The organism is Nonomuraea sp. NPDC004580 (genome assembly GCF_040609855.1).
GTDB classification, from domain to species: Bacteria; Actinomycetota; Actinomycetes; order Streptosporangiales; family Streptosporangiaceae; genus Nonomuraea; species Nonomuraea salmonea.
The window spans coordinates 386,340-409,407 of the sequence record NZ_JBEXLH010000002.1; the positions used below are offsets into that span (position 1 = coordinate 386,340).

At 69.7% G+C, this 23,068-nt stretch carries 16 protein-coding genes, 1 tRNA gene and 1 pseudogene; 6 read left to right on the forward strand and 12 right to left on the reverse strand.

Features of this window, described 5'->3' with window-relative positions:
* Window positions 1-50: 50 nt before the first annotated feature.
* Window positions 51-2,741, reverse strand: coding sequence for a type I DNA topoisomerase (gene topA / locus ABZW11_RS05020; RefSeq protein ID WP_355412769.1), 2,691 nt, complete (start codon window positions 2,739-2,741; stop codon window positions 51-53).
* Window positions 2,742-2,930: 189 nt separating this feature from the next.
* Between topA and ABZW11_RS05025 the strand changes: the two genes are divergently transcribed.
* A complete protein-coding gene (locus ABZW11_RS05025; protein WP_103957247.1) occupies window positions 2,931-3,116 on the forward strand; it encodes a DUF5703 family protein in 186 nt (61 codons plus the stop codon).
* A 107-nt stretch (window positions 3,117-3,223) separates the two neighbouring features.
* On the opposite strand, the gene ABZW11_RS05030 is transcribed toward ABZW11_RS05025, so the two are convergent.
* Entirely contained in the window at window positions 3,224-5,302 is a 2,079-nt protein-coding gene (locus ABZW11_RS05030; RefSeq protein ID WP_355412772.1) for a chaplin family protein, read from the reverse strand.
* Between the two features lie 346 nt (window positions 5,303-5,648).
* Window positions 5,649-6,272, reverse strand: a complete 624-nt coding sequence (locus tag ABZW11_RS05035; RefSeq protein WP_355412774.1) for a hypothetical protein — start codon at window positions 6,270-6,272, stop codon at window positions 5,649-5,651.
* Between the two features lie 319 nt (window positions 6,273-6,591).
* Here ABZW11_RS05035 and ABZW11_RS05040 point away from each other — a divergent pair.
* Window positions 6,592-6,677, forward strand: a tRNA-Leu gene (locus ABZW11_RS05040).
* A gap of 69 nt (window positions 6,678-6,746) precedes the next feature.
* On the opposite strand, the gene ABZW11_RS05045 is transcribed toward ABZW11_RS05040, so the two are convergent.
* The 4 genes and pseudogenes from ABZW11_RS05045 to ABZW11_RS05060 form a co-directional block, all read right to left on the reverse strand.
* Window positions 6,747-7,292, reverse strand: a complete 546-nt coding sequence (locus ABZW11_RS05045; RefSeq protein WP_355412776.1) for a zinc ribbon domain-containing protein — start codon at window positions 7,290-7,292, stop codon at window positions 6,747-6,749.
* A gap of 78 nt (window positions 7,293-7,370) precedes the next feature.
* Window positions 7,371-7,676: pseudogene (locus ABZW11_RS05050) on the reverse strand (recombinase family protein); the annotation flags it as partial.
* A gap of 1,151 nt (window positions 7,677-8,827) precedes the next feature.
* Complete coding sequence (locus tag ABZW11_RS05055; protein ID WP_355412778.1) at window positions 8,828-9,136, reverse strand: hypothetical protein; 309 nt, start codon at window positions 9,134-9,136, stop codon at window positions 8,828-8,830.
* Window positions 9,099-9,977 carry a recombinase family protein gene (locus ABZW11_RS05060; protein WP_355412780.1) on the reverse strand — a complete coding sequence of 293 codons (879 nt, stop codon included), beginning with the start codon at window positions 9,975-9,977 and terminating at the stop codon, window positions 9,099-9,101. The genes ABZW11_RS05055 and ABZW11_RS05060 overlap by 38 nt, the downstream gene beginning before the upstream one ends.
* Before the next feature lie 319 nt (window positions 9,978-10,296).
* On the opposite strand from ABZW11_RS05060, the gene ABZW11_RS05065 reads away from it, so the two are divergent.
* The 4 genes from ABZW11_RS05065 (at window position 10,297) to ABZW11_RS05080 (ending at window position 14,720) form a co-directional block, all read left to right on the forward strand.
* Complete coding sequence (locus ABZW11_RS05065) at window positions 10,297-11,034, forward strand: DUF433 domain-containing protein (protein WP_355412782.1); 738 nt, start codon at window positions 10,297-10,299, stop codon at window positions 11,032-11,034.
* Window positions 11,035-11,110: 76 nt separating this feature from the next.
* A complete protein-coding gene (locus tag ABZW11_RS05070) occupies window positions 11,111-11,425 on the forward strand; it encodes a hypothetical protein (RefSeq protein WP_355412860.1) in 315 nt (104 codons plus the stop codon).
* A 38-nt stretch (window positions 11,426-11,463) separates the two neighbouring features.
* Window positions 11,464-12,711 carry a hypothetical protein gene (locus ABZW11_RS05075; protein ID WP_355412784.1) on the forward strand — a complete coding sequence of 416 codons (1,248 nt, stop codon included), beginning with the start codon at window positions 11,464-11,466 and terminating at the stop codon, window positions 12,709-12,711.
* 68 nt (window positions 12,712-12,779) lie between these two features.
* Window positions 12,780-14,720 (forward strand): hypothetical protein, encoded by a 1,941-nt coding sequence (locus ABZW11_RS05080; protein ID WP_355412786.1) that lies wholly within the window; start codon window positions 12,780-12,782, stop codon window positions 14,718-14,720.
* Window positions 14,721-15,215: 495 nt separating this feature from the next.
* Here ABZW11_RS05080 and ABZW11_RS05085 read toward each other — a convergent pair whose 3' ends face one another.
* The 5 genes from ABZW11_RS05085 to ABZW11_RS05105 are packed head-to-tail and all read right to left on the reverse strand — an operon-like array spanning window position 15,216 to window position 23,044.
* Window positions 15,216-21,005: a hypothetical protein gene (locus ABZW11_RS05085; protein ID WP_355412788.1), complete on the reverse strand. Its 5,790-nt coding sequence runs from the start codon at window positions 21,003-21,005 to the stop codon at window positions 15,216-15,218.
* A gap of 16 nt (window positions 21,006-21,021) precedes the next feature.
* Window positions 21,022-21,360, reverse strand: a complete 339-nt coding sequence (locus tag ABZW11_RS05090; protein ID WP_355412790.1) for a hypothetical protein — start codon at window positions 21,358-21,360, stop codon at window positions 21,022-21,024.
* Window positions 21,357-21,758: a YbaB/EbfC family nucleoid-associated protein gene (locus ABZW11_RS05095; RefSeq protein WP_355412792.1), complete on the reverse strand. Its 402-nt coding sequence runs from the start codon at window positions 21,756-21,758 to the stop codon at window positions 21,357-21,359. The genes ABZW11_RS05090 and ABZW11_RS05095 overlap by 4 nt, the downstream gene beginning before the upstream one ends.
* A 51-nt stretch (window positions 21,759-21,809) precedes the next feature.
* Window positions 21,810-22,190, reverse strand: a complete 381-nt coding sequence (locus ABZW11_RS05100; RefSeq protein ID WP_355412794.1) for a hypothetical protein — start codon at window positions 22,188-22,190, stop codon at window positions 21,810-21,812.
* Window positions 22,187-23,044, reverse strand: a complete 858-nt coding sequence (locus ABZW11_RS05105) for an SseB family protein (RefSeq protein WP_355412796.1) — start codon at window positions 23,042-23,044, stop codon at window positions 22,187-22,189. The genes ABZW11_RS05100 and ABZW11_RS05105 overlap by 4 nt, the downstream gene beginning before the upstream one ends.
* Between the last annotated feature and the right edge of the window lie 24 nt (window positions 23,045-23,068).

The window sequence follows — 23,068 nt, forward strand, 5'->3', positions numbered from 1 at the left end:
TGATGCTACGTCCGGCGGCCACCACGTGATGACCGCCGAATCCGGCGAAGCTATGACTTGGTCGCGGGCTTCTTCGCCGCGGGCTTCTTGGCCGCCGTCTTGCGCGTGGTCTTCTTCGGCGCGGGCGCCCGCTCGCGCCGCTCGGCCAGCAGCTCGGCGGCCCGCTCGATGGTGATGTCCTCGACGGTGTCGCCCTTGCGCAGGGACGCGTTGGTCTCGCCGTCGGTCACGTAAGGGCCGAACCGCCCCTCCTTGACCACCACCGGCTTCTTCGAGTTGGGGTCGTCGCCCAGCTCGCGCAGCGGCGCCGCCGCCGCTGCCCGCCCCCTGCCGCGCTGCTTGGGCTGCGCGAACAGCTCCTTGGCCTGCTCGATCGTGACCGTCAGCAGGTCCTCTTCAGAGGAGAGCGAGCGGGAGTCGGTGCCCTTCTTCAGGTAGGGGCCGAACTTCCCGTTGTGCGCCACGACCTCCTCGCCCTCCAGCTCGCCGACGAGCCGCGGGATCGACAGCAGCTTGAGCGCGTCATCAAGGGTGATCGTGTCGAGGGACATCGTCTTGAACAGCGAGCTCGTACGCGGCTTCGGCGCGTCGGCCTTCTTCGTCCGCTTCTTCGGCGCGTCCTCGTCGGCGGCCGGCTCCGGCAGGACCTCCGTCACATAAGGCCCGTACCGCCCGTCCTTGGCCACGATCATGTGCCCGGTCACCGGATCGTGACCAAGCTCACGGTCACCGGTCGGCCGCGAGAACAGCTCCTCGGCCTTCTCCGCCGTCAGCTCGTCGGGCGTCATGTCCTCGGGGACGTTGACGCGAGCGCCGTCGCGGTCGAGGTAGGGGCCGTAGCGCCCGACCCGCAGCACGATGTCGGTGCCCTTGACCGGGAACGAGCTGATCTCCTTGGCGTCGATGTCACCGAGGTCGGTGACCATCTCCTTCAGGCCCTCGTCGCCGTCGGCGCCGTAGTAGAACCGCCGCAGCTCCGGCTCCCGCTCGGCCCGGTCGTTGGCGATGTCGTCGAGCACCTTCTCCATCTCGGCGGTGAAGTCGTAGTCGACGAGGTTGCCGAAGTGCTGCTCCAGCAGGTTGACCACGGCGAACGCCAGGAAGGACGGCACCAGCGCCGTGCCCTTCTTGAACACGTAGCCCCGGTCGAGGATGGTGCCGATGATCGAGGCGTAGGTGGACGGCCGCCCGATCTCGCGATCCTCCAGCTCCTTGACCAGCGACGCCTCGGTGTAACGCGCGGGCGGCTTGGTGGAGTGGCCGGCCACGTCGAGGCGCGACACGCTGAGCGCGTCGCCCTCCACCAGGTTGGGCAGCCGCTTCTCGGAGTCGTCGCGGTCGGTGGACGGGTCGTCGGCCCCCTCGACGTACGCCTTGAGGAAGCCGTAGAACGTGATCGTCCGGCCGGAGGCGCTGAACTCGACGTCCTCGCCGGCCGACGACCTGCCGCCGACCTTCACGGTGATCGACTCGCCGACCGCGTCCTTCATCTGGGACGAGACCGTACGCTGCCAGATCAGCTCGTACAGCCGGAACATGTCGCCGGACAGGCCGGTCTCGCCCGGCGTGCGGAACTCCTCGCCCGACGGCCTGATCGCCTCGTGCGCCTCCTGGGCGCTCTTGACCTTGCTGGAGTAGACGCGCGGCTTGTCGGGCACGTACGCGGAGCCGTACAGCTTGATCGCCTGCGAGCGCGCGGCGGCCACCGCCGTCTCCGACAGCGTGATGCTGTCGGTACGCATGTAGGTGATGAACCCGTTCTCGTACAGCCGCTGCGCCACCTGCATCGTGTACTTCGCGGAGAACCCCAGCTTGCGGCTGGCCTCCTGCTGCAACGTGGTCGTCCGGAAAGGCGCGTACGGCTTGCGCGTGTACGGCTTGCGCTCGACCGACTTGACCGCGAACGAGACGCCCGCCAGGCGCCCGGCCAGCTCGCCCGCCGCCGCCTCCGACAGGTGCAGCACGTCGGCGCCGCTCTTGAGCTGCCCGGTGCTGGCGAAGTCGCGCCCCTGGGCGACCCGCTTGCCGTCGACCGAGGTCAGCGTGCCGGTGAAGTCGCGCGGCCGCTCGTCGGCCTTGCCGGTGTCGAACAGCGCCTGCAGGTCCCAGTAGTGGGCGGGCGTGAACGCGATGCGGTCGCGCTCGCGCTCCACCACCAGCCGCGTCGCCACCGACTGCACCCGGCCCGCCGACAGCTTCGGCTTGACCTTCTTCCACAGCACGGGGCTGACCTCGTAGCCGTAGAGGCGGTCGAGGATGCGGCGCGTCTCCTGGGCGTCGACCAGGCGAAGGTTGAGGTCGCGCGGATTGGCCACGGCGTCGCGGATCGCCTGCGGGGTGATCTCGTGGAAGACCATGCGGTGCACGGGGACCTTCGGCTTGAGCACCTCGCGGAGGTGCCAGGCGATGGCCTCGCCCTCGCGGTCCTCGTCAGTGGCGAGATAGAGCTCGTCGGCGTCTTTGAGCAGCTGCCGCAGCTTGGCCACCTGGGAACGCTTGTCGGGGTTGACGACGTACAGCGGCTCGAACCCGTGCTCGACGTTCACACCGAGACGTGCCCAAGGCGCCCCCTTGAACTTCTCGGGGATGTCGTCGGCCTTCTCCGGCAGGTCGCGGATGTGACCGATGCTCGATTCGACGATGTAGCCGCGCCCCAGGTACCCGGCGATCGTCTTCGCCTTGGCGGGCGACTCGACGATCACCAGGCGTGTTCCGCCGGCGCTGCCGTTCTTGGCTGGCACGCTGCTTCCTACCTCGCTGTTCGCTTGCAAATCCCCCTGCCGGGAGTCGGCACAGACTGAAAGGTAACCCGACTCGCGGAATTTTCCTTCCCCCGGGCTACCCACTAGCTTCCGGGTCCACCCACAAGCACGCAGAATAAGGCTCATCGAGCGGCAAGGCGCCCTGACCCACCCTGGAGACTAATCGTTGTGCTCGACTACTCCTACATGGATATCTTCATTCCGCGCGACCTCACTCGCGAAGCAGCACGTCAACTGCTGACCGAACACGCAGAGTACGGACAGTGGGAGCTGGCGCGCGTGCGGGTGCACCCCGACGGCAGCCGTCACGTACGCCTGCGCAGAAAGATCATGCGAGTCCGCCGCACCCTGTGACCACCGGGCATGACTTTGCCCGCCCCGGGCCGCGCCCCCGGAACGGGCAAAGTTCAACCAGGTAGTGGATGAACGTAGGGGTACCTCAGATAAGTACCTCCTTTCTGCTACTTACGGCCGAGCCGGAACCGGCGAGCAGAGGCGAACAGCGTCGCGGAGGCGGCCAGCATGCCGCCGAACACGAGGGCGATCAGCGATCCGCTGTTCATCCCGGTGACGCCCGCCGGCTGCTCGGCGCTCATGAGGCCGATGCCACCGATCGGCAGGCTGCGGGTGGCCGAGGCGACGGTGCTGCCGGCCGGGGTGGAGGCGACCAGGTCGGTCGCCGGGGAAAGCGCCGAGATGGGGCTGGACGACGCGGTGCGGCGCTTGCGGTCGGCGGGGGCGGCGGCGTGCTTGCGCTTCGGCGTGGCCGGGGCCTGGGCCAGGCCGGGCAGCTCGGGGAGCTGGGGCAGACCGAGGGTCTTGGAGATGTCCTCGACGACGGGGACCTGCGGGGCCGCGGCGGGCTTGGTGGCCTCCTTGACGTTGCCGACGCCTTCGAGCCCGCGGGTGACGCCGCTCAGGTCGCCGGCGCCGGGCAGGTGCTTGGTGACCTCGGTGGCGGGCAGCCCCTGGGCGAGGCCGGCCGCAGCGGCGCCGACCTCCTGGCCGCCGCCGCCCAGCACCGGCAGGGCGGGCGCGATGGGCAGCAGGCCGCCCTTGGCCGACGCGAACTTGGTCGTGGTACGGGCGAAGCGGTCGAACCTGCTCGGCCCTTGGTGGCCCGGCTTGCCGACCCGGGCGCCGCCGAGGCAGCCGGCCGCCGCGTCGCCGAGGACCGCCGCCGCGTTGCCGCAGACGTTGACCGGCGCGGTGATCGGCGCCACCACCTGGTTACCGCTCAGCACGCCGCCCGCACCCGAGGTGCGGTTGTTGCCGCCGCCGACCCCGTGCTGCGGATGGACGCTCGCACCGCCGTGGCACTGCGCCCGCGAGAGGCCGAGCACGGCGGCCGCGTTGCCGCAGGCGTTGACGGGGGCCGTGATCGGCGCGACCGCCTGGTTGCCGGCCAGCACGCCGCCGGCGCCCGACGTGCGGTTGCCGCCCGCGCCCCGCCCCGAGTTCTTCACCGTGGCGCCGCCCTTGCACCCGGCGAACGCGTGCCCCACCACCGCCGCCGCGTTGCCGCAGACGTTGACCGGCGCGGTGATCGGCGCCACCACCTGGTTACCGCTCAGGACGCCGCCCGCACCCGACGTGCGGTTGCCACCGGCGCCCGACTGCCCCGACTGCTCCACCTTCGACCCGCCGCGGCACCCGGCCGAGGCGTTGCCCACGGCGTTGCCGCAGACGTCGATCGGCACGCTGATCGGCGCGATGACCTGGTTGCCGCTCCCGGCTCCGAAGCGCCCGTCGGTGTCGTTGCCCCTGGACCCCGGCGCCTGGTGGCGGGTGTGGTAGCGGTGGCCCGGCCCGCCGTTGTTGGTGACCGACGAGCCGCCCTGGCAGCCGGAGAACGCCCGGCCCACCACGGCGACCGAGTTGCCGCAGATGTTGATCGGCACACTGACCGGCGCCACCACCTGGTTGCCGCCGAGGACGCTGCCGTTGCCCGACGTACGGTTGCCGCCCGCGCCCTTGCCGGTGTTGTGCACCGTCGCGCCGCCCTTGCAGCCCGCGGTCGCGTCGCCGAAGATGGCCACCGCGTTGCCACAGGCGTTGATCGGGGCCGAGATGGGCGCGGTGATCTGGTTGCCGCCGAGCACGCTGCCGTCACCCGAGGTGCGGTTGCCGCCGGCCCCGCCCTTGCCGTGGGTGCGGACGGTCGAGCCGCCCTTGCAGCCCGCGTCGGACTTGCCGATCAGGGAGACGGCGTTGCCGCACGCGTTGACCGGGACGCTGATGGGCGCGTTGACCTGGTTGCCGCCCAGCACGCTGCCGTTGCCCGACGTCCTGTTGGGGATGCCGTTACGGCCGGTGTTGACGACTTCCGCGCCGCCCTGCGAGGTCGCCTCCGACTTGCCGACGGCGGCGATCGCGTTGCCGCTGATGTCGATCGGCAGCGAGATCGGCAGGTCGACCTGGTTGCCGCCGCCGACGGACCCGTTGCCGGAGGTGTCGGCGAGCGCGGTGCCGCCGCCGAACGACATGACGGCCACGGCCAGCAGAGCAGCAGGGCTCGATGCCTTCGCCCACGTACGCATGATGGATGCTCCTAGTGGTTCTGGGGGGATGATGTGAATCGGTTGCGCGCGCCTTGCCCGGGGCACGGCTGTTAAGACGCCGTGCGTTCCACGCGTTGTCACCGCGTGCAGCGGGAGACCCAGGGGATGCGCGAACCGCGTGAACTGACGTTGGTTTCACCCGCGGGCGGCGAGCTGCGGTGGCGCCTTGATGCGCCTGCGCTACCGGTGAACCGGTACGCTTCGCCGCCGCGTTCGTACTGGGAAGCAGCGCTCGCTCCGGAGAGCTCGATCCGGGAAGCCGCGCTCTTCGGGGTCCGGTGGGCGGCCGGGCTATGGCCGGCCCGCGCCCCGGACCTTCGCGGGATCAGTCAGGTGAGAAAGAGGGGTCGTCCGCCGCTGTGCGGACGACGGGGGGAAGCAGGCGCGCCAGAGGTGCGCGACCGGCCTCGAGCCGCGGGTCGAAAGCGGACCTCGCGACGTCCCCCGCAACGGACCCGAACGGCCCGCTGCCACCGCCGTTGGGCACCAAACCGTTGGTGTCCAGGATCTTTCCGGCGCTGGACGGTGACGGCAGGCCAGGATCCTGCTGGCTGTTGAGGCCGTCGACCGTGCGCCCCGCCATGGCTTCGGCGTTGACTGACGCCGTCACGGGGCTGGTGAGTGAACGATGAGCCTGGGACGCGGTCTCATCAAGAGAGCCGGCCTCCGAAGCCTGGGATCCGGTCTCTGCCGCCGCCCCTGTCGCCGCGGTGGTCTCCGCGGCCGCCGGAGCGGCGGTGAGCATGCCGAACAGAACAGCGAGCAGCCACCCTGCGGCCACGAGGGCCCCGGTGGCGGCTGCACGAAGGATGACTCGCCGGGCGCCGGCCGCGAACCGCGCCATCCGGTCCGCCCGGTCGATGGTCACGCCCTGCGCTGAGATGGCGACACGCGGGCGGCGAGCAGCCGGGGCCGAAGCCCGCACCTGCCTGTCCGCCTCGCGCGTCATGTGCCCTCCAAAGCTCCAGAACCGGCCTCACGATGTGAGGCCGGTCCGTGGACTCACCCCTCAACGATCCGTAACCGTAGCAGCACCCAAAGTTGCCGCAAGCACTTTTCAGCCGACGGCCAGAAAATCCCCAACTCCCGCGTACGCAGACCCACCCCAACCACCCCATCCCCCTCCCCCAAGCCCCACGGAACCCCCTTCCCGAGCCCCCGATCTCCCCATCCCGCCCCCTCGCCGGTTTCTCGGTATGACTCAGTGCTCAGAGTTTGCTAACCTTACGGAGCCGACGCGGGATGACGGTCTCGCGTGCAGGCACCAAGTCCGGGTGGCGGAATAGGCAGACGCGCTAGCTTGAGGTGCTAGTGCCCAGTGATGGGCATGGGGGTTCAAGTCCCCCCTCGGACACACACCGCACGCACATGTGGAGGCCGGGTTCAACCCGAGCCTCCACTAGTTGTTTCTGGGGTCGGTAGCTCAACTTGAGTCCAATCTGTGAGTAGATGTCAGCCTTATCGTTCGGATCGGCGTTCCTATAGCGGCCACGCGGTCCCCAAGAGACGTCACCAGCGCGTCGATCTCCTTCCTGCTCATCCGCCGCGCCCCGCTCGCTTCCCGTAGCTGAGCTTGAGCGGCCACCCGCTGCGTCTGGGTCTCGGCGATCCATTGGGTGACGATTCCCAGATCGGCTCCGGCTTCGAGCGCCGCCCGATGCTGAGCGAGTTTGCGATCACACTCGGCGACCTTCGAGCGAGCCGTCTCCAAGGCGCTGTCCGGCGTGCAGGCGTCCTGGCCGTATTCGGCGAGAGTCTTGATCGTCTGCTCACGCCGGCCGGGCTCGAACACCCGGGCCAGCCAGGCGTCGAGCCGGCCGAGCAGGTCGATCTCGCGAAAAGAGGCCACCTTGGGGTGATCGATGTTGTTCACCATGGCGTACTCGGCCGGGTACCGGCAGCGGTAGTACGCCTGGTCGTTGTTCCAGTTGCCCTGCATCCGGCGCTTGCAGTAACCGCAGAAGAGCACGCCGCGCAGGGCGTAGGGGCGGCGGGTCGGGTGCGGCTTGTGGACGGCCGGGCCTCGTCCGCGACTGGCCAGGATCGCCTATGCCTGCTCGAAGTCCTCGGTACTGACCAGCGGCTCATGGGTGAGCTGGTCGGACGAGATCCACTTGTCTCGCGGGTTCCGGCGCTGCTTCGTCATGTGCCCGAGGGCGACGTCCTGCACGTCGATGAGGACCTCGTCCTTCCGCTGCTTGTTCCAGACCTGGCGACCGGTGTAGCGCGGGTTGGTGAGGATGACACGTACGGCGCTCTTCCCCCAGGCCAGCGTGTTGCGGTGGCGATTGCGGCCAGGATCGTAGGCGGACGGGCACGGGATCCCATCGCTCGTAAGTCCTTCAGCGATGGCGTAGAGCCCCTTCGCCGGCGATGTACTCGGCGAAGATCCTCACCACCATCAGGTATGTGTAGGGGTCTGGTTCGAGTCCGTGGGCGACCTCACGGGTCGTGGTCTGGCCAAGCATCGCGCACGTGAGCCACAGCAGCACCTCCCGCGCCGGGAATGGCGTCGCTTTCCTGTCCCGTCCAGCCGTGCAGGCGATTGATCAGGTACTCCACGCGGACAATCTCCTGGTGGCCTTGTGGGAGGCGGCGGAAGGTCGGCCCGAGGGATCCTGACCTCGACTCTGCCCAGCCCGACGCCTCCGCCCGCGACGTCGACGCCGCCGTCCAGTAGCTCCGCCCAGGCCCGGTACGTGCACCAGCTGGCGCGGAGCTCGCCGCCGGGCAGGAGGAACACGAGCGCCGCGCCGACCTGCCGCCCGATCAGCGTAGCGTCGAACGCGCTGCCCACGCCGAGCAGCGCAGCGCCAGCGCGACCCGGCCGCCCAGGGCGACGGGCCGACCCGCCCAACGTCCGGCTGGCAACGTGAACGGGGCCAGCGCGCGGTGTACCGTCCGCCATCCAGCCGAGGCGTCGACCGCGACCAGGCATGAGTCGCTGAATCGGCCCCGAACATCAGAGGGTCCTATCAACAAAAGCTACGGCGAATGGCCGTGTTTCTTGACGGTACTTCTAATGCCGCCACTGTGGGGCCGCCATCGCCTTACTCGTCAGGGTCTATGCTGCCAAATGACAGGCGGTCTAGCGTAGCTGCAACTTCGCTGCCATGAAAGCCTGTCCGCAAAAAGAGCTCACGTTGCCCCAACGAGGATACTACTGATTCTGCTAGTTTTCGCCACCCGCTACCAAGGCGAGATGGCAGTATCGCATCGATCTCCTTGGCGAGACCTGTCGGCAGTTGGCTATAACTCACATTGGGCTGGGCAGGGAACCCTTCATCTACCTCTGGTTGTAGGTGCATCCAAACTGATGACACACCTTCCATGCGCGCCCTGATAGCTCTCATGAGAGTTACGAGAAGTTCCACATCGCTTCTCTGTACACCGATGTCATCCAGTATCGCTGCAGGCAGACCGAAAGACTCCTTTGTGATCTGAAATAGTATGCGAAACTCCTCAGGCGTTAGATGCATAGATTGCCTTGGGCGTGGACTCCTCTCAGTCGAGTTCATCGAAGTACGTCTTTCCTTCCGTTGGCGTAAACACCGTACCACCGTCACCTTCTTCGATGATAACGGCCTTCTTGTCCGGATCCCAGTATCCGATGCGACCTCGGTCGAGGTATCTTTTCTCAACGTTCGGGACTACGCCCTCAAGGACGCCATCAACGTATGCATCTAAATCATCGGGACGCACACCTTTTACATAATGTTCAAACCCCCGTGGGTCTGCGAATCGCTCGTTAGCGTGTCGAGCAATTTTCTCTGCTTCAGGGAGGATGCCAAGCCGGGGGAATCGACTGGCCACCGGCGGCCTCCCGATCCGGCCGATAGTCCCCAGCATCTGAGCCGTGCATGATAGCGAGGCCCGCGAGCAGATAGACGCGCGGACTGCCGTCCTGGGTGGGTCGAGTAGCCCGGATCGCCTGCGCGGCGACGAAATCGTCGTCGCTGACCAGTGCCGGATGGCTCCGCTTCGTCGAGATCGCCCACTCCTGAGGAGCGTTCCAGCCGCGCGCCGTTGCATCGGTGGCGCCGCTGTTCTGGCGGTTCCAGACCTGGCGACCGGTATAGCGCGGATTGCTGAGGATCGCAGCGACGGTCCGTAGCGTCCAAGCATGTCCAGACCTGTGTGGGTTGCGCTGGCGATCCACGTCCGAGGGGCACGGGACGCCGCGTTCGTTCAGCATCCGGGCGATCCCCGCCACGCTGACGCCCGCCAGTCGCTGCGCGAACATCCACCGTACGTGCGGTGCCGTGGCCGGGTCGGCGTCAAGCTGGCGCAGACGGCGTCCCCAGCGGGCGTGCGCCCGGTTCGGATGCGGACCCGCGTCTACCAAGCGGTAGCCGTACGGCGGCCGTCCAGCAAGAAAGCGTCCCTGGTCGGCAGCCTGGTTTCGCATCGCGGCCAGCACGCGGTAGCGGGCACGCAGCACCTCCCGCTGTGATTGCCCGCCCAGCAACAGCATCAACGCCTGATGCGTCGGACTCTCCGGATCTACTGGCCCACCCGCCTCCGGCATCCACAGCTGGACGCCATAGGACTGAAGGAGCGGCAGAAGCTGCGTGAGCTGATCCCCGCAGAACGCTCTTTCGTACTCGCCGACCACGATCGCGTCCCAGCCACGGCCCGGATCGGTCAAAGCCATCAGGGGTTCGGCGGACTGCGGCCGCTCGCTCCACGGTAACCGCCGCGAATATCCGATATACGAACTCAGCCACGATCATGCCCCGACCCGTGACCAGGATCTGCGCCGCCTCGCGCTGCCACCCGCACGAGGAGACGGGATCCTGGAAATCCTTGGTGGAGGTCCGCGCGTAGAGGGCGAACCGCAACGGCCCGTCCTTCGAATGACGGCGAGAAGATCGCGGACTGATGACCTTGTGCTGGACCCAGCTGTCGAACAAAGAGGACATATCTAGTTGACGCAGGAATGCGCCGCCTACGGCACCACACCATGAGGCATCATGGAGAGGCTCAACGACGTGATCCAGGAGGTGAGCATGGCCATCGATCGGTTCACCACGCCGCTGTACGGCATCGCCGAAGCTGCCGGCTACCTCGCGATCCCCGCCTCCACCTTCACCAACTGGGCCTTCGGCTACCAACGCCGTCAGCACGACGGCCGCGCGATCCGCGCCAAGCCGGTCATCACCGCCACCCGGGCAGAGCGGCCGAACGAAGCATCCGTGCCGTTCATCGGCTTGGCCGAGGGCTATGCCCTGGCCGCGTTCCGGCAGGCTGGCGTACCACTGCAGCGCATCCGGCCGGCGATCGACGCATTGCAGCGTGAGCTCGGCCTGGAACACGCCCTGGCCAGCCGCCGGCTCTTCACCGACGGCGCCGAAGTCCTCTACGACTACGCCGAGCACGTCGGCGACGACTCGGCCCGCGAACTGGTCGTCGTCCGCAACAATCAACGAGTCTTCACCGAGATCGTGCAGAACTACCTGCGCCGCGTGCACTTCGCACATGACGGATACGCCGAAGTGATCACCCTTCCGCAATACCGCGTCGCCGAGGTCACGATAGATGCCCGCCACGCCTTCGGCCGGCCCCGATTCGCCCGCGGGGGCGCCAAGATCGAGGACGCGATCGACCTGTTCCGGGCCGGAGAGCCCGTCGATGTCGTAGCGGAGGAGTACGGGCTCACCCGCGACGAGATCGAGGATGTCCTGCGTGTCGCCACCCGAACAGCCGCGTAGGTTCTTCGTCGATCGCAGTCTCGGCCGGGTCGCGGTGCCCAAGCTGCTACGTGAAGCCGGGTGAGACCTGATCACCCTGGCCGAACACTACGGCGTCCCCCAGGACGAGACCATCGAGGACACCCGCTGGATCGAAGACAGCGCCAAGCTCGGCTGGGCCGTCCTCATGAAAGACAAACGCATCCGCTACCGGCAAGCAGAGATCGCCGCGGTCATCGAGCATCAGGCCCGCTGTTTCGTCATCACCCGCGGCGATCTCACGTCCGCCGCCTACGCCGAACGCTTCATCACCAACCAACAGCCCATCTTCGCCGCCTCCAGCAGTCCTGGCCCCTTCATCTATGCCGTCCACACCGACCGACTCGAGCGCCTGTATCCCCCACATCACTGACACCTGCGGCGTGGTCGCCGGGTGTGATGAACTGGAGCATGCCCAAGAGCCGCGGCCGCCGTAAGGCCACCGGCAGCAAGCCGGTCCGTCGTTCGCCCCTGCCACCGCGCCGATCTGACCTGCTGCTGCGTGACGCACGGCAGCTCACCGGCCTGACCGATCCGCTGATGGCCGAGGTCTGGGCCAGCAGTTGGCTCGGTCAAGCGTGGGTGACCGCGGAGCTGGGCGAACGCGAGGCCGAGCATCGGTTGTGCATGGAGGTGACCGGCCGGGCATGCGCCAAGCCCACACCGTACGGCTTGGCCGCGATCGCCGCGCTGGCCCGGGTCGCACCAGCAACCGACGTCACCATGCTGACCGAGACGATCGACATCCTGGCCGAGACGCAGCCACTGCCTCCCTGGTACACCGCCGCATCCGCGGGCACGGCATGGACCCCGGCATCGGCGTGGCGAGCGGTGGACGTGTGGGACAGCGAACAGGTGCTGCTCGTCGATTACGACGGCCCGCATCCCCACACGTTGATGGCCCAGGTACTCAAGCCCGGGGGGCTGATGATCGGCAAGATCGCGGCCCTCGAACCCGGCGCCGCCGCGCAGTGGGACCAGCGGCACGAATCCGACGAGGTGCCCATGCCGATCAACCAGGCTCCGGTGGCTGAGGTGCTCGCCGACCTGGCCGACGCGTTGCGCACCACGGATATCACCTGGCCGCGCAACGACGACGAGGACTTCGTCGACAATCGGGCGCTGGCCTGGTCACGCTGCCGCGACCACCTGCCCGCCCGCCCCGAACGGGACAACCTGCCCGAAGCCGAACGCCACCGCCTGATCCAGGAGTTCGCCACCGCCAACCATCTGGACGACGAAGTGAGCAGGTCACTGGCCGAGCTGTTCCTGGACTACGGCGAGGGCTACATGATCTCCGGCCCGCTGGCCTGGAGCCCGGCCGAGGTCATGCTGCTGCTCACCGACTGGCTGCCCCGCAGGGCCGTGCTCGACGACGACCAGCGCGCGGCCCTTCCCGATGTCCTGCGCCGGTGGGTGGCCTACGCCCTCGGCCGTCGCGGCGTCGATGCACGCTGGATCACCCCGGTGGTCGACGCGGTCGACGACCACCTTCGCGAGTTCCAGCAGGCGTTCGATGACGACACCTCCTGGGGGCCCGCCAGACAGATCGCCGCCGCCCTCGCCGACCGCGGCATCGACCTCACCGATCGGCAAGCCGTCGACGATGCCATCCACGCCCTCAACGCCGAACGACTCGCACGCCGCCTCCTCCCGTGATCAAGCGCGGGTACCGGTAGGCCTTGTTGCCGTCCCGATCGTGGTCCAAGGAGGATTCCGTGCCCTACATGGCTCGTGAACGAGTGGCCGAGTTACTCGCCGCGTCGGCGGAGCCCGCTGCGTCCAGCGCCTTGCGGAAGCTTTCAGCAGCCGATCTCTCGCTGGCGGTCGACGGGCTCGGCCCGCTGCGGTTTCCCGTCTCCGATGAGCAGGCGGTCCAGCTGCGCGAGCTCGGCCGCCGGGCGCGGTTCGGGCGGGGTGAGCAGACCCTGACCGACCCCGAGGTGCGCGACACCTGGGAGATCCCCAAGGAGCTGGTGCGCGTCGAGTGGACGGAAGCGTTCACGACCGTCCTCGACGGGATGCGCGCGGAGCTGGGGCTGCCACCGCACTGCCGGCTCATGCCCGAGCTGCACTCCATGCTCCTGTACGAGACCGGGCAGTTCTTCGTCCCGCACCAGGACTCCGAGAAGGACGACGCCATGGTCGCGACCTTGGTGGTGTCGCTGCCGTCCGCGCACACCGGCGCCCTGCTGCGGGCCGCGGCCGAGCGGGCTGGTTGTGAGAGCACCCTGGCCCTCGCGGAGATCCAGGAAACCTGGGACGCCTACGACCCCGACGAGGACGAGGACGCGTGGTACGGCGACTACCAGGACGAAGATCCCGACGACTACGAGGACCCGGGCAGCGCTGACGACAAGCAGTACGTCCTTCAGGACCTCATCGAGACCTCCACCACCCTCGCCCACTGGATCGGCCCGGATACGGGACGGCTGGAGGACATCTCGCTGGACCTCAGCGACGCCGAGGTGGCCTCGACGACCCCGACGGCCGGCATGACGCCCTACTCCTCCGAATACGAGGGCTACATGGGCAACTACGGCAACACCCTGGACCGCTGGTACCGGCGGGCGGCGCTGGTCATCTGGCCCCGGAACCAGGGCTTCGCCAGCCGCGCCGAGGCGTCTCCAGGATGGGCGCTGGACGAACTCGCCGCGACGTCCCGTGCCGGAAAGATCGCGGAGGCTCGTGAGGCCGCGCGATCGCTGGAGTCCTTCTGGCACGCCGCCGGCCGTTACCCCGGCCAGACCGAACTCCTCGGCAAGGCGCTGGAAGCGGCCAGAGAGCTGGATGACGCGCCGGTCGCGACCATGCTGCTGCGGCCGTTCGCGCTGGAGCGGCTGGTCCCTCCTCATGGTCCTGCATTCGCGGCCCTGGCCGCGCACTACGGCGACATCTGGACGGACGGCCTGCTGCACCATTGGACAGAGGGCTGGCGACCCGGCTCCTACGGCCTCGCTCAGGCGCCGTTGGAGTGGTTCGAAGATCTCCCAGCGCTGTGTGCCGCACTCTCGGCGGAGGGGAGCGCGTCCACCGCAGCCGCCCGCCGCATCGTCGAACTGTCATGGACGATGTTCGCGGGTCAGGTCGCTCCAGCACTCGACGGGCCGCTCACCTCCCGACGGGAAGCATGGCTGACCGCCTTGGGGGCGCCATGCTCCGGGATCATCGCGGCTGCGGCCGGGCTGGAATCAACGGGCGTTCTGGAGGACGCCCACAAGCTCGCGCGAACGGCCGGTGATCGGGCGCACGCCTTGGCGATGGCGACGCTGCGTGCCGCCGGGACGCGCCAAGGGGGCTTCGACGAACTGGCCCTCAACTGTGCCGACCGAATCCGCCTATCACTGGCGCAGCCACAACGCGCGCCGGGCGACTGGTCGATCGAGCTGCCCACCGGATGCGCGTGCGAGCTGTGCGAGATGCTCGACACGTTCCTCCGCTCCCCTGAGCGACGCGCTCACGAATGGCCGCTCGCCAAGGACAGGCGCAGGCACATCCACGCCAGGATCGATGAGGCCGAGCTGCCTGTCCATCACGAGACCAGGCGGCAGGGCCGCCCGTACACCCTGGTGCTGACCAAGACAGAAGCCCTGTTCGAACGCGAGCGTCGCGCCCGCGAGCGCCACCAAGCGGATCTGGCCTGGCTCACCGATGAATGGAAGGTCTGAGCTCTCCTTTACCAGCGGCACCCAGGGTCCTGGTCACGAACAGACGTGGCCAGGGCTTTCTGCTTTCCCGGGGTAGTACGGCGGTGACCAGGTCGGGCCTCGGGGGTCAGCCCGTGCTGGCCTGGTGTGGCTCCTCCAACTTCGTTGCTTCAGCGCATGTGGTTGCCTCTGAGCCGTAGCCGTTACGTAGCCCGCCTCAGAAGGCTCTCCGCTGTACGCCGACATGTAGAGCTACCCGATCATCAACGCACGTTCAGTAAGCCTGCGAAGAACTGTTGACCCCCAACCTCCGGCCCGCACCCTGTTCCAGGACCTCGGTCACCCCTACAACGAAGCGGACACCCTCGGCCGGGTCGGCCACACCCAGGCGGCGCTCGACCGTCCCGAACCGGCCCGGCGGTCCTGGCGTCAGGCTCTCGATCTGTACCGGGCCCAGCAGCGCGGCGCCGACGCAGAACGGGTCCAGACCCAGCTCGCCGCCCTCGACGACCCGGTTCAGGGCTCGGTCTCCGCGAGGGCCTCTTCCACCAGTGTGGCGAGGTCGTAGCCGGACAAGTACTGGCCGGGGGCTCGGGTGGCGAGGGCTTCGCCGATGCGCTGGGCCACCGTGGCGAAGCGGTCTCCCGCGTGGCCGAGGGCGATGTGGGGCGAGTGGTCGGCCGCCGCGGCGAACAGCTGGGCGACCTTGACGACGGCGCGCGTGCTGTCCATGTCGCCGAACAGTTCTCCGGCGGCGCGCCGGAGCACGGCCACGCCCTGTTCGCCAGGGTAGCGGTGGCCGCCGGTGAAGCGGAACCATTCCACGAAGCGGGCCAGGCCGTCCACGTCCAGGACGGAGAGACGGTCGCGGCCCATGGCCTGGGCGATCATGCGGAGGAAGGCGTGGGCGCGTGGCGGGGCGCCATCCTGGTCGGTGACCAGCTCGACCAGCGCGCGGATCCTCCTGAGGTCGGCTCCTCTGAAGGGGAACTCGGGCGATGTGCCGTACATGGCGGCGGCGGTGGAGAGCAGCGCGTCGGTGTAGGTGAGGTGGTGCCGGGTGAAGTCGTCGACCGTGACCTCGCGGTGCACGGCCGCCATGCGTTCGAGCCGCAGCACGTGGTCGAAGAACTCCCGGCCGTGGGCGGGGAAGGCCGCCAGGAGCTCGCGTACGTGCTCGGGCAGCCGGATCGTGTCCGGCGTGGGCGTGGCCGGGCTCATGGTCTCGTACGGGACGGCGGGCTCGGCCGGGCCCCTGGCGACCGGAAGCCGGCGCGGCCGGGTCTCCGTCCGCGCGGAGGAGAGGTCGAAGGCGCCGGGACGCATCGCGCCAGGGCGCCGCTGGACGGTGACCTCCATGGTCTCGGCCAGGGCCGACAGCGCCATGAGGTGGCGGTGGCGCATCCCGGCCCTGGCGGGGAACGGGCCGCCGTGCACGTCCGAGACGGAGTCCTCGGCCCACCAGAGCCGCTCCGAGCCCATGAAGCTGGGGTCACGCCGCACGAGGGTGCCGGCGAGCGTGCGCCGGTCGTGCTTGGCCGCCTCCATGTACTCGTCGTCGAAGCCCAGGTGGTGGCCGAGCTCGTGCGCGGCGAGCGCGAGCCCCCAGCCGGCGTAGAGGTGCTCGGCGTTGGGACGGGCGCCCGGGGTCCTGGGGTGGAAGGTGACCCTCGGCTCGTTCTCCTGGGCCGGCACGAACCGCAGCCTGACGTGCAGCTGGGAGCCGTCGCGGAGCCGGTGCTGGTGGTTGTAGTAGACGTCCACCGCGTCCAGCATGTTCGACTGCTCAAGGAGCAGCTCGGCCTCGCTCATGGCGGGGTCGGCCGCGTACCGGAGGAGCAAGGTGAACTCCGTGACGGCGTGCGTCGTGCCGGCCTCGTCGGTCACGCGCAGCGAGCGCACCTCCAGCCGGGACCTGCTCCGCTCCCATGGGTGCCGCTCCTTGACCTCCTCGCCCGCGTACTGGCGCAGTCGCGCCCACTGTGACGCTCTGACCGCCTGGCGCGGGTCCATGGCGTAGGCGTTGCCGTCGCGCAGGACGGCCAGGGTGCGTTCGTCGTGCAGCGGCAGCAGGGGTGGGCGCGTGTCGGGGTCGAGGTCGGTGCTGCGCGGTTCCCGCGTCGGCGGTGGCGGTGGCGGTGGCGGTGCCGGGGCGGCCGGCGCGGGAGTCTCCGGTGGTTCTGCCAGGGTGCGGAGCCTGTCCAGGCGCTCACGGCCGGCTCCCTCGGGGACGCCCTCGGCGAACGTCGCAAGGATGGCGTCGAGTCTGGCCCGCAGTTCGGCTCCGGCCTCGGGAGTGCTCGCGGTCCTGTACTGGCGCGACAGCAGGCGGAAGACGTTCTGGCGGGCGTTGTGGGAGGTGTCGCGGCCGTCCGGGTGGCCGGTCAGCGCGGCCATCGTGGTGCGCGGGGCGGTCAGTTGCTGGAAGACGTCGGAGACGACGGCCAGGACGGTGGGAGCCACCTGGTCGGGCGCGATCCTGGCGGCCAGGCGTACCCGGTCGGGAGCCTGCGCGGTGCCCTCGCCCAGCCGTACGTGGCTCAGCGCGGCGCCGTCCACCGGCCCCACCTCGAAGGTGATGTGCCGGTCGCCGATGAGCAGGGTGGTGTCGTCCACCCAGCTCCAGGTCATGGACCGGCTGCCGAGGTCGGCCGGCTCGACCTCGGCGTCGAAGGCGGCGCGGGCCTCGGCGACGGTGAGGTCGTCCAGCGCGGCCTGCCTGCCGTCGGCGACGAACCAGTCCCCGATCGGCCGGACCTCGATCTTCCGCTCGGACGGCGGAGCCTGCCACCCGGCCGGATCCGGCCGGTCCGGGTCGTGGTGGAAGGCCACCGCGCCGGTGGGCAGCCCGGCGAACCCGGCGCGTCCTCGCACGTCGCGCACGGGCGTTCCGGTGAGCGGGTCGACCGGGTTCTCCGGTGCATACGCGGTGGCGCCCGGGTCCTTGGTGCCACGCGTCACGGGGGCGGCGGCCCGTGCGGCGGTCACGGCGTTCTCCACCAGCTTGGCCAGGTCATAGCCCGAGAACTTCGTGCCCGGCTGCCTGGCGGCGAGCGCGTCGCGGATGGCGTCGACCACGACGCGGAAGTCCTTGCCCACTTCGCCGTACGCCATGGACTGTGAGGCCTCCGCCGCGGACGCGAACAGCCGGGCGACCTCGACCACGGCTCTTGTGCTCTCGACGTCGCCGAACAACTCACCGGCGGCGCGCGTCAGCGCCTTCACGCCTCGCTCACCGGGGAAGCGCTGGCCGCCCGTGGCACGGAACCACTCGGCGAAGCGCGCCAGCCCTTCCACGTCACTGATGCGGAACCGGTCCATGCCCATCGCCTCCGCCAGCTGACGGACGAGGGTACGGGCGTCCGGCACCGCACCGTCCTGATCGGCGACCAGCTCCAGCAGGGCACGGAAGCGGGTGAGGTCGGGGCCGTCGAACGCGTGGTCGGGCACCGAGTCGTACATGGCGACCGCCGTGGAGATCAGCGCGTCGGTGTAGGCGAGATGGTGCCGGGTGAGGTCCGCGACCGGGACGTCCCGGTGCAGGGCCGCCATGCGGTCGAGCCTGAGCGCGTGCTGGAAGAACTCGGGCCCGCTGACCGGGAACCTCTCCAGCAGGTCGCGTACGTGGTCGGGCAGCCGGGTGTTCTCCGCCGTGGGCACCGGCAGGCGCATCGTCTCGTACGGCACCGCCGGACTCGCGGGACCGGCGACGACCGGCAGGTTGCGTGACGCCGTCGTGGTCCGATCGATGAGGCGGCGGCTGTCGCGACGCCGCGGGACGGTGACCTCCTTGGTCTCCGCCAGGTCGGAGAGGATCTCCAGGTGACGCGGGCGCAGGCCGACCACCGCCGGGAACTCGCGTCCCTGATGGTCACGCACGACTCTCGCCGATGAGGCCCAGAAAGGTCGGTCGGCGCCCATGAGGGTGCGATCCCGATGGACGTAGGGGGCGGTCAGCGTGCGCCGCCCGTACTCGGTCTCGTCCACGTAGTCGTCCGGGAAGCCCAGATGGTGGCCCAGCTCGTGGGCGTAGAAGGTGATGGCCTGGCCGACGGAGAAGTGGGCGTAGTCGGGTCGTCGCCCGGTGTCGGGGGCCAGCAGGACGGCGGGCTCGTTCCCCTTGGCCTCCACGAACTCCACCCGCAGGTGCAGCTGGGAGCCGTCGCGAAGCCTGTGCTGGTGGTTGTAGTACAGATCGATGGAGTCGAGGAGGTCCGACTGCTCCTTCAGCAGTTCCTCCCTGCTCAGATCGGGGGCTCTGAACCGGACCAGGAGGGTGAACTCGGTGATGGGGTGGGTCGTGCCCGCCTCGTCCGTCACATCCATCAGGCGCACTTCGAGGAGCGACAGCACTTGTTTGCGGTGCTCCCGCTCCTCGACCACCTCGCCGCGGAACCGGCGAAGGTCGGCCCACTGCGATGCCTTGAGTGCCTTCTTCGGGTCGATGGCGTACGCGTTGCCGTCGCGCAGCGCGGCCAGGCTCCGCTCGTCGTGCTGAGGGAGCAGCGGCGGCCGGGTGTCGGGGTCGAGGTCGGTGCTGCGGGGCCCGCCCTGCCCGGTGACGGCCTGACCAGCGGGTTCGGCCTGCGCGGACAGGTCCGCGACGGTCATGAGGGGCGCGTCCGAGATGTCCGTGGAGGCCGTGGTGCGGACATCCGGCGCGGCCTGGGGGTCCTGCGCGGGCTGGGCATCCGGCGGGGCCTGGGTGTTCTGTGCTGGTTCTGCGGGTGCCGTGGGAGTGGTGACGGTTTTCGGCTCGGGTGCGGCTTGGCCCTGCGGGTGCTGCTCGGGGGCGGACTGAGCGTGGTTTTGGGGGTGCGACGGTGCCTGGCGGTGGTTCGGGATGGTCGGCTGCTGGGTGTCGGGGGTCGGCGTCGGTGAGGTGGGGCGCTGCGGGCGGTCGCCGTTGAGGAGGCGCTGCAGATCACCGGTGGCGGGCCGCTGCTGGTCGGTGTCCGCGACGTCGCGGGTGTTCTGCGCCGACAGGTCGGGCATGGCACGCTGGTGCGGGAGGACCTGCGGCTGCGCTGCGACGGTGTCAGGACCGGTCGGCCGGGGCCCGTCCGGCGACGGTCCTGTCCCGTGCGTGGCCGGGCCGTGCCCGTGCGTGGCCGGGCCGTACCCGTCCGTGCTCGTCCCGGCCAGGTGCGTCCCCATGCTGGCGGCGTAGTTCGACAGGGTGGTGATCGGGCGGACGGCCGCGCCCATGACGTGCACGTTGAACGGGCTGTACGTGTTCGCCCGGAACCCGCCGGCAGCGGCGGCGCCCACCAGGGACTCCAGGGTGATCCGTCCGGGATCGCCGTACACCAGGACCCCGGCCCCGACCTGGCCCGCCACGGAGCCGGGCACGTTCGGCAGGGCAGTGGCAAGCACGGCCCTCGGATAGCGCTGGAACGCGGGCAGCACCCCGGTGCGGGCGCCCGCCGTCCGGTACAGCGTGCCGATGCCGGGCAGCCGGTCGATGTACCTGACCAGGTGGCGACCGAGCCAGACGCCGGTCGCGGTGCCGATGACGGTGCCGACGATGATGGCGTTGGTCAGCTGCCAGTCCCACTCGTCCCGCAGCCCCTCCTTGATCTGGTCGCGCTGGGCCTTCAGGCTGGCCAGACCTTCCAGGAGCTCTTCCGGGATCTCGGTCGCGAGCTCCCACGCGAGGAAGCGGCTGCCGGCGCCGGCCGCCAGCACGGTACGGCCGGCGCCCGTGGCGGGTCCCGCGCGGCCGGCGACGAGCAGCAGCCGGCGCAGCAGCAGCTGGGCACGGACGCTGCCCAGTTGCGCGGACAGGCGTACGACCAGCGCCGCGAAAGGGCTGCTGACGGCCACGATGCCGAGCGCGGCCGCGGTGACCGACACCCAGAAGGCGATGTTGATCGACCGCTTGGTGAAGTCGGCCTCCAGCGCGAAGGAGGCGAAGTGCTCGGCCAGCTGCGCGGCCTGGTTGGCCTTGGCGACGACGCCGGTCCTGTCGTCGAACTGCCGCCGGACGACCGTGAACGCGGGCGGTTTGGCCGGGGAGGTGTATCCGGCGTCGATGGCGCTGACGGCGGTGCCGGTCTTGTCCACCGCGTCGCCCATGGTGGCCGCCAAGGAGTCGAACAGCTGGGCCGCCCGGCCCAGCTCCACCGTCCTGGTGTCGGCGGGCCACGGCTCGCCCGCCGTGAACAGCGGGATGAACGTGTAATTGACCCAGTCGGGCAACGCCGACGTCTCCCAGGCCGGGCGCACCTCGGTCGTGGGGACCCGCCGGATCGGCGACCCTCTGCCCGGGACGTAACTCGGATTGATCGGTTTCGCTGTCGCCATCTGACGCCGTGCTCCGTCAGGTGGGGCCGAGCATGCGGGCCGTGCGCTGCGCCAGCTCCGCGTCGGTGCTCAGCGAGTTGCCGACGGCCTTGCGTAACTTGGCCGGCATCTTGTTGATGTCCTGCACGAGCGCGCCGGTGTCGTGGAGCCACAGGTCCAGGCCGCCGTTCGCCTCAAGGGCCCGGATGAACGCGGTGCCGGCCGCTCCCGTGCCCCAGATCTTGGCCGCCAGCAGTCCGCGCAGCTCCGTCTCGTCCGACCGGTAGGCGGTGTCCAGATCACTCGCCATGAGCTCGAACTGGGAGATGCCGGTGGAGATCGGCTCGACGATCTCGGTGCCCTCCTCGTTCCTCACCGGTGACCGTCCCCCTCGGCCATCTGGCCGGCCAGCTGCCGCATCAGGGCCTCGACGTCGCCTTCGACGTGTGCGCGCATCTGCTCGGGCGGCACGATCGAGGCGAAGATCTCCACCACCCTTTCCTGGGCCGCGAGCGTGGCCCGGTGGATGGTGTCCTTGATCGTGTCCGCGAGTCCGCGGGCGTCGGGGCGGCGGAACACGCGGGGGTCGAGGTCGAGGCTGATCAGCTCGCCGCGGGCGCCGACGGTGGCGGAGACGAGGCCGTCCGCCGACTTCTCCGTGACCTCGACGGCGCGGGCCTGCTCGTTCAGGGACAGCGCTTCGCTCTGCAACCGCATGAACCGGGCTTGGAGCTCGTCGGTATAGGCCTGCAGCCCGCCCGCATCAACGTTCATCGACATATCCCCCAAAGTGTCTGCCCGGTAACGTACCAATGACAACACCCGTCACAACAGGACATCCACCGCCAGCTCCTGCACCTCCGAGACCTCGGCCCTGGGCACCCACAGCCTGTGGACACCGCGGTCGATCCGGTCGAGGTCCAGCTCCTTGGCCACGGTGACCTGCGCGCCGACGTACTCGATGAGCACTTTGTCCCCCCGCTGCGCGCACAGCCGGAACGGCGCGTCCCGCCAGGTGCAGACGGTGACGACGTGGCGTACCCAGGCGCACTCCGCGGCGGGGACGGGCCTGACGTACAGGTCGTCCGCCAGCCGCTCGAACCCGGCGGCGGGCGAGGCGCGGCGCAACCGGATCCACAGTCCGTCCTCCAGCAGCTGTGGAGCGGCGTCGTACACGGCTCCCATCCACGAGGCCCGATAGCTCATCCGGGCTCCTCCACCAGCCACTTCCCGCGATCGGCGTCGAACTGCGCGCGCAGCCGCTCCACGCCGCCTGTGCCCAGCTCCAGGATCTCCGCCCCGTACGGCAGCAGGATGCCGTCGATCTTGTACTCCCTGACGAGCTCGTCCGCGCTGGGCGCGAGGCCCATCCCGACGAACGGCGGCTCCTCGACGACCCACCCGGCGACGGCCCGCATGCTCTGCTCGTCCGTCCCGCCGTAGGGCGTGCGGTAGAGGGACAGGCCGACGGCCGGCCAGCGCAGGATGTTCACGGTGCCGTCGCGAGTGAGCGCCTCGTCCCTGGCCAGGGCCTCCGTCAGGGCGGCCGGCTTCGTGAGGTGCGCCACGTCCGTCGCGAGGTGGCAGTAGCCGGACACCCGCGGCTCCCCCGTGCTCAGCAGCTCCAGGACGTCGAACGGGCGCAGCAGCTTCTGCACGATCGGGACGCCCGCGTCCGGCGCCGAGGCCACGGCCTCCCGCAGCGCCGGCACGGCGAGCCTGGCCACCGTCCCCGGCTCCAGGTAGAAGCAGACCGGCCGCCCCGGATTGACCGCCAGCCCCCAGTGCGGGTCGGGCCAGCGGGCCGCCAGCTCCGGCAGGGTCACGACCCGGAAGTGGGAGGCCACCTCGCCCATCGACTCCGGCGAGGTGAACACGGCCAGCCACGTGCGCCCGTCGGCCGTGAACGTGGGCCAGACCACCGGCGTCTCACCCCGCGCCGCCTCGTCGCCGATCGGGAGGGCGAAGGCGGCGGTGCGCAGCAGGTCCGAGCAGGTGGACCAGTCGCCGCGGGCGTGCGCCCTGCCGAGCGCCTCCTCGAACGTGCTCGCGACCCGCATGGCGTCACCTTAGTGGGTGCGCGG

What these genes read in the sequence shown, in the direction of transcription:
- ABZW11_RS05095 (WP_355412792.1), bottom strand. Translation starts at nt 21,758, where the DNA reads ATGAACGTTGATGCGGGCGGGCTGCAGGCCTATACCGACGAGCTCCAA.
- ABZW11_RS05075 (WP_355412784.1), top strand. Translation starts at nt 11,464, where the DNA reads ATGCCCAAGAGCCGCGGCCGCCGTAAGGCCACCGGCAGCAAGCCGGTC.
- ABZW11_RS05085 (WP_355412788.1), bottom strand. Translation starts at nt 21,005, where the DNA reads ATGGCGACAGCGAAACCGATCAATCCGAGTTACGTCCCGGGCAGAGGG.
- ABZW11_RS05035 (WP_355412774.1), bottom strand. Translation starts at nt 6,272, where the DNA reads ATGACGCGCGAGGCGGACAGGCAGGTGCGGGCTTCGGCCCCGGCTGCT.
- ABZW11_RS05100 (WP_355412794.1), bottom strand. Translation starts at nt 22,190, where the DNA reads ATGAGCTATCGGGCCTCGTGGATGGGAGCCGTGTACGACGCCGCTCCA.
- ABZW11_RS05080 (WP_355412786.1), top strand. Translation starts at nt 12,780, where the DNA reads ATGGCTCGTGAACGAGTGGCCGAGTTACTCGCCGCGTCGGCGGAGCCC.
- ABZW11_RS05065 (WP_355412782.1), top strand. Translation starts at nt 10,297, where the DNA reads ATGGAGAGGCTCAACGACGTGATCCAGGAGGTGAGCATGGCCATCGAT.
- ABZW11_RS05105 (WP_355412796.1), bottom strand. Translation starts at nt 23,044, where the DNA reads ATGCGGGTCGCGAGCACGTTCGAGGAGGCGCTCGGCAGGGCGCACGCC.
- ABZW11_RS05030 (WP_355412772.1), bottom strand. Translation starts at nt 5,302, where the DNA reads ATGCGTACGTGGGCGAAGGCATCGAGCCCTGCTGCTCTGCTGGCCGTG.
- ABZW11_RS05060 (WP_355412780.1), bottom strand. Translation starts at nt 9,977, where the DNA reads ATGGCTTTGACCGATCCGGGCCGTGGCTGGGACGCGATCGTGGTCGGC.